Here is an 8,783-nt window from a genome sequence, read left to right as displayed (position 1 = left end):
GTTGAACTGGGCACCCGACAGCTTTGCCGCGCTGTGCCTCGCCGCGGCCGCCGGCGCGGTCGCCGTGGCCGCGCGCGGCGCGATCGCCCTGCGCGGCACTGGACGCGGCCCCGGCGCCACCGGTGGCCCGGGGTGACAGATGGCCGGAACCGGTGGCCCTCCCCGGTCGGTCACCGACCGGGCGGGCGATTCCCCGGGCGCGGCGGGCAGGACGACGCGGCCGCCGGGCGCCGGAGCGACGGGTCACACTGCGGTGCCGCGGAGCGAACCCGCGATCGCGTTGTCGCCTTCCCCTGCGCCATACGTTGAGAGCACCCGACGCGCGCGGAATGTGCGTGCTGACGGGATCGTCGCACCGGCGCACGAGGAGTCGAAGGACCGCCTGCCGATCCGTCGCAGTGCCCCGCTCGCGGAGTCGCGAACCGCCATCAGGAACTGCTCTCCCCGGCTCACCCGGTCCAACCCCCGCCCTGCGGCAAGCAACTCCGCGGCGCACGTGTCCTCGGCGCACTGCGACAGCGCCAAGACCGGGAACGGCCCGTTCGACTCGACTCTCTCCACGGTGCGCAGAACCGTTTGACGATACCGTGACGGTTGAGTACGTCCTATTTGGCGAGCTTCGCGAGTTTTCCAATCAAACGTGGCGCCTGACACGACCCGAGCACAGCAGAATTCACTGCAAAGATCGTGATCGGAGAAGTAACAACCCGTGTTGATCCCACCTGTGCTTCGCGACGAGAACCTGCCGGCGTTGTTTCGGGCATCTGACCACGCGTCCTCGGACAATCAACGCAAGTTCGTGTTGCGCACCGGTGTCTACCTCGGGTTGTTGGTCGTCGCCGCTTTCGGGAGCGCGGTCGACGTCAGCGTCCTGAATGGATCCGTAAACGCCGGAGGCGCCCTGTCCGCGGCAGCCTTCTTGTGCGCACTCTCGCTGGGTTGGTCGGCGACCACTCGACGCATGGAAAACCAGTGGCATCAGTTTCGGGCCTGCGCCGAGTCGGTCAAGACCCTCGCGTGGCGCTACTCCATCGCGGCCGACCCGTTCCCGTCCCGCATGAGTACGGTCGACGCGGACGCGTTGTTCGGGCAACGGCTGCGCGACCTGATCGATGGTCTGCGCGGCGCGGATCTGCCTCCACTCGACGGCAGCGCCCAGATCACTCCCCAGATGCGCACCCTGCGCGCATCGCCACTGAACCGGCGCATCGAATCGTACGCCCAGGGCAGGCTGGACCAGCAACTGGCCTGGTACACGCTCAAAGCGCGCACCAATCGCCGACGGGCCACCCAGTGGAGCATCGCCGCCTCCGTCGCGGCGACCCTGGGTGCGTTCGCCGGCGTCGGTCGTGCACTGACGATCATCGACTTCGACTGGCTGGGCATCCTCGCCGTACTCAGTGCATCGCTCACCGCCTGGACCCAGACCCGCCAGCACCAGGCCCTGTCGAGCAACTACTCGATCACCGTCCATGAACTCGGGCTGATCCGAGACCGTGTTCCCCGCAAGCCCAATGAACAGGTCTGGGCGCATTTCACGGCCGATGCCGAACTCGCCATCTCACGAGAACACACCACGTGGCTCGCCCGGCGAACCTGATAAGAGGACGTCGCCTCCCAGGCCGATAAGGGCCTCCTCTGCAATTGACGCAACCGCGGCACCTGGGCGTGCACGGCTGCGGCACGGTTTCCCACCGGAAGTCCGGTGTGCCGGGGTCGGGAAGTGGCACACTTGCCAGCGAACTACGACTTGTCGCCGGATCGACTGAGTCCCCTAACGGAGGCGGCGGGCAGGCCCACGAGTTACTGGGCGTCGATCGCATGTGTTCCGGTCCGCATCTTCCCGCCTCAGCGCTCGGCGCCATGGACTGATTCTCTGGCGATTCCGCTGTACTTGGCCGGAACGTGCACCCCGAATCAGGCAGAACTCGGCAAGGGAGCCGCGATGCCCCTGAGGTCCCCCCGTTCCCGCGATCATCTCCCCCGCCCGCGGGTCTACCTGTCCTCCACGTTCAACGACCTCACCGAATGCCGCGCGTCCGTGCGCGCCGCCCTTGAACGGTTGAGAATCGAGGTCGTGGCCATGGAGGCCTACACAGCGGAGGCGCTCCCGCCCGCCGAGAAGTGTCAGAGCGACGTCCGCGCCTGCGACCTGTACCTCGGCATCTTCGCCTGGAGCTATGGCAGCACTCCCAATGGTGAGTCCCGCTCCTTCACCGAACTGGAGTACCGGGAGGCTGAAGCCTCCGGCCTCCCACGACTGGTGTTCCTGCTCGACGAGGACGCCTCCTGGCCGCGCCGGTTCGTGGACCGAGGCGATGACCAGGGCCATATCGAGCGGCTGCGCGAGGAACTCGGCGAGTCGCTCATGTGCAGCTTCTTCACCGACTCCGAAAATCTTGCGTCTCTCGTGACGGCCGCCGTTTCGAACTGGCTGCGCGAGCACCAACCCGAGCAGGCCGACCCCGTGGCGCTGGCGCTACCGGAGTGGGACGCCTACCGGCGGCGCCTGGTCCAGGAGTACCGGCGGCTCGACCTGGAGGCACTCACGCCGCCCGAACTGGAGGACTACCTACAGATCGAACTGCGCAACGTTTTCGTCGAACCCGAGGTGCGCGAGTCGGTCTCCCGGCCCGAACTACCGAAGGAACTGTGGCGCAAGCTGCAAGAGAGCGCCGAACTGTCCCCGGCCGACGTTCCGAACGGGTTGGCGGCGGATCGCCTGGCAGAGGTCGAAACGCATCGGCAGCAGATCGCGCAGCCGGTGTTCCAGGTCCTCGCAGGGCCCGGTGGACACCGCTGCGTGTTACTCGGCGACCCGGGGTCCGGCAAATCCACGCTCGCCCGCTACCTCGCGCTGTCTCTGGCCGAGGGCGACCTCAGCGACGGACTCGAACGCCTGGAGGGGCATCAGCCACTGCTGATCGAACTGCGCGAGTACGCCCTGGAGCGCGCGAAGTACCGGACCTTCGGCGAGTACCTGGACTTCCGCGCCACGTCCGACGGTCTCGGCGTCCCCACCGAGGCTCTCGACACCTATCTGGAGGACGGCGGCGCACTCGTCGTCTTCGACGGCCTGGACGAGCTGTTCGACCCGCGGGAACGCCAGACGATCTCCCGGCAGATCGCCGGTTTCGCCGAGGCCCATCCCCGAGCGCAGGTGGTCGTCACCTCCCGGATCATCGGCTACCAGCCCCGTGTCCTCGGCGACGCCGGATTCCGGCACTACACCATCGAGGACCTGGACCGCGCACGTATCGAACGGTTCCTCGAATCGTGGTACGGACTCGCGCTGCGGAACCGCCCGACCGCCGCGGCACAGCGCCGGACCCGGCTGACCACGGCGATCGAGGAGACCCCTGCCATCCGAGACCTGGCCGGCAACCCCCTGCTCCTCACCATCCTGGCCATCATCGGCAAGCACCAGGAGCTGCCGCGGGAGCGCTCCGAGGTCTACAACCACGCAGCGGGCGTGCTGGTCCACCACTGGGACGTGAACAAGCATCTGAGCGACGCCCAGATGAGCGCCGCCGTTATCCGCGAAGAGGACAAGAAGGAACTGCTGCGGCGCCTCGCCTACCGTATGCAGCGGGGAAAGGACGGCGTCGCCGGAAACTACATCTGGAACGACGAACTCGAAGCGGAGATCCTCGCCTTCCTCCAGGACCGCTTCGAGTACCCCCGGCACGAGGCCAGGAACATCGCGCAGACCATGATCGGCCAACTGCGGGTGCGCAACTTCGTCCTCGTCCGCTACGGCCCGCACGTCTACGGGTTCGTCCATCGGGCGCTGCTGGAGTACTTCTGCGCCGCCGAGGTCGTGGCCCGCTTCGAGAAGACCCGTGAGCTGAGCGAGGACGACCTGTGCGGGATCTTCGCCGACAACTGGGAGGACCCCTCCTGGACGGAGGTGCTGCGGCTGATCGCGGGCATGGTGCACCCATCGGTCGCCGACACGGTGATCCGGCACCTGCTCGCCGAGTCCGCGCCGCGGCGCACCGCCGCGCTGGAGCGCCCCGCGCTGGGCACGGTCGCGTTGGCGTTCCAGTGCCTGGCCGAGGTTCGGGCACTGAGCGGGTGCAAGCCCGCCGCCGGCCGGGCCCAGCGGGCCCTCATCGCGCTGCTGCGGTTGCCGAACTCCCATGTGGGCATGGCGCATGGCCACTTCGTCGCTGCGAAGGTGCTGCCCGCGGTCCGGTCGGTGGGGAGTGCATGGCCGGGGCGCTGGGACTACTGGGAGTGGTTCGAGAACGAGGGGCGGCACGTGACCACGCTGCCGGGTGCGGAGGCCGCCGCGCGCATCGCCGCCGCCGTCCTCTCGGATCGCCCGGAGGTCCGCGAGCGGTTGGTCGCGCTGGCGTCCGAGAGCCCGATCGACATCCAACGGTCGGGTTGCCTAAAGGCGCTCTCCGAAACCTGGCCGGGGGAGGAACGGGTACGGGTGCTGGCACTGCGGCTGCTGCGGGATCCGAGCCAGAACGTGCGCGCCACCGCCATAACCGTGCTCGCCGAGCACTTCGCAGCCGATGGAGCGGTCCGCACGGCCGTCCACGCGATGCGGGACGACCAGTGGGCCATGGTCCAGAACGCGGCATTGCAGGCACTGGCGACCCGGTGGACGGAGCATCCGGACACGCTGCGCGCCCTGACCGAGGCACTGTCCAGTCCGATGACACGAACACGCGTCGCCATCCTGGATCTGGCCACGGCACGCTTCGGCGACCACGATGTCATCCATACAGCCGTACTCACGGCGTTGCGCGACTGCGACTGGCACGTTCGCCGAGCGGCGCTCGGGGCCCTCGTCTCACAATGGACGGATACCCCGGAAACCCGGGTCGCCGTGCGGTTCTGCCTGCGCGATCCCGACGAGGACGTCCGTACAGCGGCTGTGCAGGCTCTCGCCGCCCGGTGGCCCGACGCCGACGACGGTCTCCCGTCGGTGCGGGCCGCTCTGCGCGACCCGCACGCGACGGTGCGGCGCACCGCTGCGCATGCGCTTGCCAAGTACTGGCCGGAGACGGCGGACACCCGCGTCGCCCTCGAAACGGCGGAACGCGACCCCGACGCCGACGTGCGCCTCGCCGCGTTGCTGGGCCGGGCCGCGGTGAGCGGCGAGACCGCGTCGATCCCCGTTCGCCTGCACGAGGCGTGCCGAGACCCGGACCCCTCTCTGCGCATGGCCGCGTTGGCAACCCTGGTCAGACACGAACCGGACGCCCCGGACACCCGCGATGCGGCACTGGACGCGACGAGAGACCCGGATTCCGGTGTCCGCCGCACCGCGCTCGACGCCCTCGTGGACCACTGGGCTCAGCATCCGGACGCGGTCACCGCCGTACTGGGCGCGGTCCGCGACCCGGACTCACTCCTTCGCCGACGGGCGGTCGAGGCGGTGGCCGGGCGACTCGGCGACCATCCCGATGTGCCCGCGGCTCTGGCGGCCGCCACGCACGACGAAAGTTCCGCTGTACGCAGGGTCGGCGTGGTTGCGCTCACGGTTCGGTGGCCGGACCGGCCCGAAAGCCGGGCGGCCCTCCTGCGGGCCCGGCACGATCCGCACTGGTACGTGCGCCAATCCGCGATGGAGCTGTCGGCCGCGTTGCCGGCGGAGGGCGCCACCGCGGCGCTGCGCTCCGCCGCCTGTGATCCGAACCGCAATGTACGGGATACCGCCATTGCGCTGCTCTCGTCCGCGGCCGCGCGCGACCCCGCCGCGGCCGCGCTCCACCCGGACCCCTTGCTCCGCGGCCGGCGCCTGCATGCACTGGCCCTCGGCACAACCAACGCGACCGTGCTGCGGGACGCCGTTGCAGGCGCATTGCACGCCACCTCCCCCAGCACCAGGTTCGCGGCCCTGGCGGTCGTGGGCGCCAACCGGCACATCTACCCGGACGCCGAGGTGCTCCCCCTCGCCGAGCACGCGAATCGGGACCAGAACGAACGGGTGCGGTACTGGGCGCTGTGGTTGCTGCTCACCCGGGGTCCCGCGAGTCCCGAGACCAACCGGGCTCTGCGCCGCGCCCTGACCGACCCGGACGCGGACATCAGCCTCGACGGACTGGACGCCGTCCTCGTCGGCGGGCTGCCCGAGACAGAGGCCAGGGACGCGGCCCTGGCTGCGTCGCAGAGTGCGGACTCCACCGTGCGCCGCCGCGCCGTGCATGCGCTGACCACCCGCTGGCGGGACCACCCGGCAACCCGCGGCCACCTCATGACGTCGCTTCGGCACCCCGACGGGAACGTACGGGACAGCGCTCTGGACGCGCTGTGCGCGGTCTGGCCGGAGCACCCCGGCACAGCAGTCGCATTGCGGCGCGCGACCGTTGACCTGCACGACTCGGTCCGGACCAGGGCAGTCGCGTCCGCGTCGGTGCTGTTGCGCGACGACCCTGAACTGGTGGAACTCCTGAGGACCGCGGCGCGGGACACCTCGGATTCGGTACGGCGGGCGGCCCACGCGGGGTTGCGCGCCCTCGGCGCGGCCGAACCGCCCCCGAACACCTTTACCGACGCGCTGGCTGCGGCCCGCGACCCCGACCCGGCCTGCTGCGTACAGGCACTGTGGACGCTGGCGACCCGGTGGCCGGAGGAGCCGGGTACCCGCGCCACGGTGGAACGGCTGCTGCACCACCACGGCTCCGAGGTGCGCGCCATGGCTGTGCGCACCCTGACCACCATCGGGGCTGGCGACCCGCGGACGAGGGACACCCTGTACGCACTCCTCTCCGCCAACCCCATGGCGGGCCGCAGTGCCGCGGCGGCCCTGGTGGCTGGGTGGCCGCGGTCTCCCGAGGCCGCGAAGGCAGGCCACTGGTCGCTCTACGTCTACGGCTGTGGGGACCAGCGCAGCATCGCCACTCTGTCCCGCTACCAACCCGGACACCTGGACGGGATCCGGAGGGCACTGTGCCGGGTCGCCGATGCGCCACCCGACAAATTCTCCGCACGGCTGGTCCTCCGATCGCTTCTAATCTCCTGGCCCACCCATCCCGAGACAAAGCGCGTTGCCGAGGCGGCCGCCGGGTTCCCCGACGCCGATGTCCGCCAGATGGCCATCGAGGCGCGTGCCGTCCTGCCCCAGGATGAGTCCGCGACCGCGGCACTGCTGGACCACGCCCGCGGCGACCCGGACAGCGAGGTGCGCGCAACGGCACGGCGACTCACCGCCCTGCGCGATCGGAACGAGCGGGTGGAGACCGCAACTCCGTGGCATGACCTGACCGCTTCGGACCCTGTCGTGCGCACCGATGCCGTGCTCCGCCTCGCCCAGTGGTCCGACCACCCGGATGCAGAGCCGACGCTCGGCGCGGCACTCGGTGATCCGCATCCTGCCGTACGTGTCGCTGCGGTACAGCAGGTCGCGTGCTTGCGGGCCCGGCATCCCGCGACCCGGGACCGGCTGCGTGCGGCCGCCGACGACTCCGACGCGGGGGTCCGCAGTACCGCTCTCACCGCACTCGCCGAACTCCGGCCCGCCGACCCGCGTACCCACGGGGCGCTGTGCCGCGCCGCCCGGGATCCGAATCCGGAGATCCGTCGTCTCGCGGTCGTGGCACTGGCCACCGCCTGGGGCGACGACCCCGACACCGTGGCCCTCCTCACCAAAAACGCCCAGGACACCGACGACGGCGTGCAGACCCTCGCAATGCAAGCACTCGAACTGCGCGGACGCATCGGCGAGGCCGATCACCGCACGGTGCTGTACGATGCGAACCGAAGGATCGGTAGCGCCGAGATCCGCGCCTGGATCCGGTCCATACGGCTCGGCCGGACCGACCTCACCGAACTGCTGAGTCAGGCCGGCGACGCGACCGCCCCGCCTGCGGCGCCGTCCGTCGTGGCCGGTCTCGCGACGCAGTGGTGCGACCACCCTGAGGCGGCGGCCGTCCTGCGCCGAGCCGCGACGGAGGGCGACGAACTCGGGCAGCGCCTCGCGTTGGGAGCGCTGGCAGGTATGCACCCCCACCAGTTGAGCGCCGCGGATATGGCCCGACGCGCCCGCACGGACCCCTTCGTCGAGATCCGTGACCTGGCGGTCGACTACCTGACCTCTCAACCAGATCAGCCCGAGCCCGACGACGCCATCCTCGCCGCCTGCCGAGACGACACCCCGCGCGTACGCAGGACGGCGCTCGACGGACTGGTCACCCGGTGGCCGCACCTGCCGCAGACGCGGCGTGCGGCGGCCGCGGCACTCGATGATCCGTCCCTTGCCGTGGCGAGCATCGCCGCGACCGCCAACTGGCAGCGGTGGCGCGTGGACCGGGACGTGCGCCGGGGCATGGAACGCGTCGCTGCCCGAGTGGACGTACCGTCGGACTTCACCCAGTGGTGGAAATGGGTGTCCGCCGCCTTCCCGGCGTCCTGAACTCTCCCGTCACCCGTGGCCCGACGAGTGCTCCGCCATATCCGCGACGATCTCCCTTGATCTGCGGATCGGCCGCCCTGAGGTGTCGGCCGGGCCGACCGGGCCTGTGGAGGCGCCGATGCCACCGGGGGCGATGGGCTGAACCGCGGACTCCCTGGCCGAACCGGGAGGCCGACGTCGTCAGCGCCGCCGCCCGGCGGTCTTTGGCTGAGTTGGGGTACCGGTCCGGATTCCGGCCGAGAGGACGTGTTTCGGCGGTCGCGGGCCCCCGCTGCGCGATAATCGCGAAGCGGCGCAGTAGGGGCGTGCGCAGCCGCCTCGCAGCCTTGCCCCCCGTCCCCACGGATCACGGTGATCTGGCCCCGCAGCTCTTCCCGCCCTGAGCACGCCTTTCCGGCGGTAGGCGGGCGGG

2 protein-coding genes are annotated in these 8,783 nt (G+C 70.4%); both read left to right on the top strand.

Annotated elements, in window-relative coordinates; translation table 11 throughout:
• Positions 1 to 724 precede the first annotated feature (724 nt).
• On the top strand, positions 725 to 1,600 hold the full coding sequence (locus tag CLV63_RS32350) for a DUF4231 domain-containing protein (protein ID WP_170134411.1): 876 nt from the start codon (positions 725 to 727) through the stop codon (positions 1,598 to 1,600).
• Positions 1,601 to 1,945: 345 nt separating this feature from the next.
• Complete coding sequence (locus CLV63_RS32345) at positions 1,946 to 8,371, top strand: HEAT repeat domain-containing protein (RefSeq protein WP_106587056.1); 6,426 nt, start codon at positions 1,946 to 1,948, stop codon at positions 8,369 to 8,371.
• Positions 8,372 to 8,783: the final 412 nt, after the last annotated feature.

The sequence above is a fragment of the Murinocardiopsis flavida genome (assembly GCF_003014485.1).
GTDB lineage: Bacteria > Actinomycetota > Actinomycetes > Streptosporangiales > Streptosporangiaceae > Murinocardiopsis > Murinocardiopsis flavida.
Note: the sequence above shows the minus strand (reverse complement) of the source record. Positions and strands in the feature narration are given on the sequence as shown.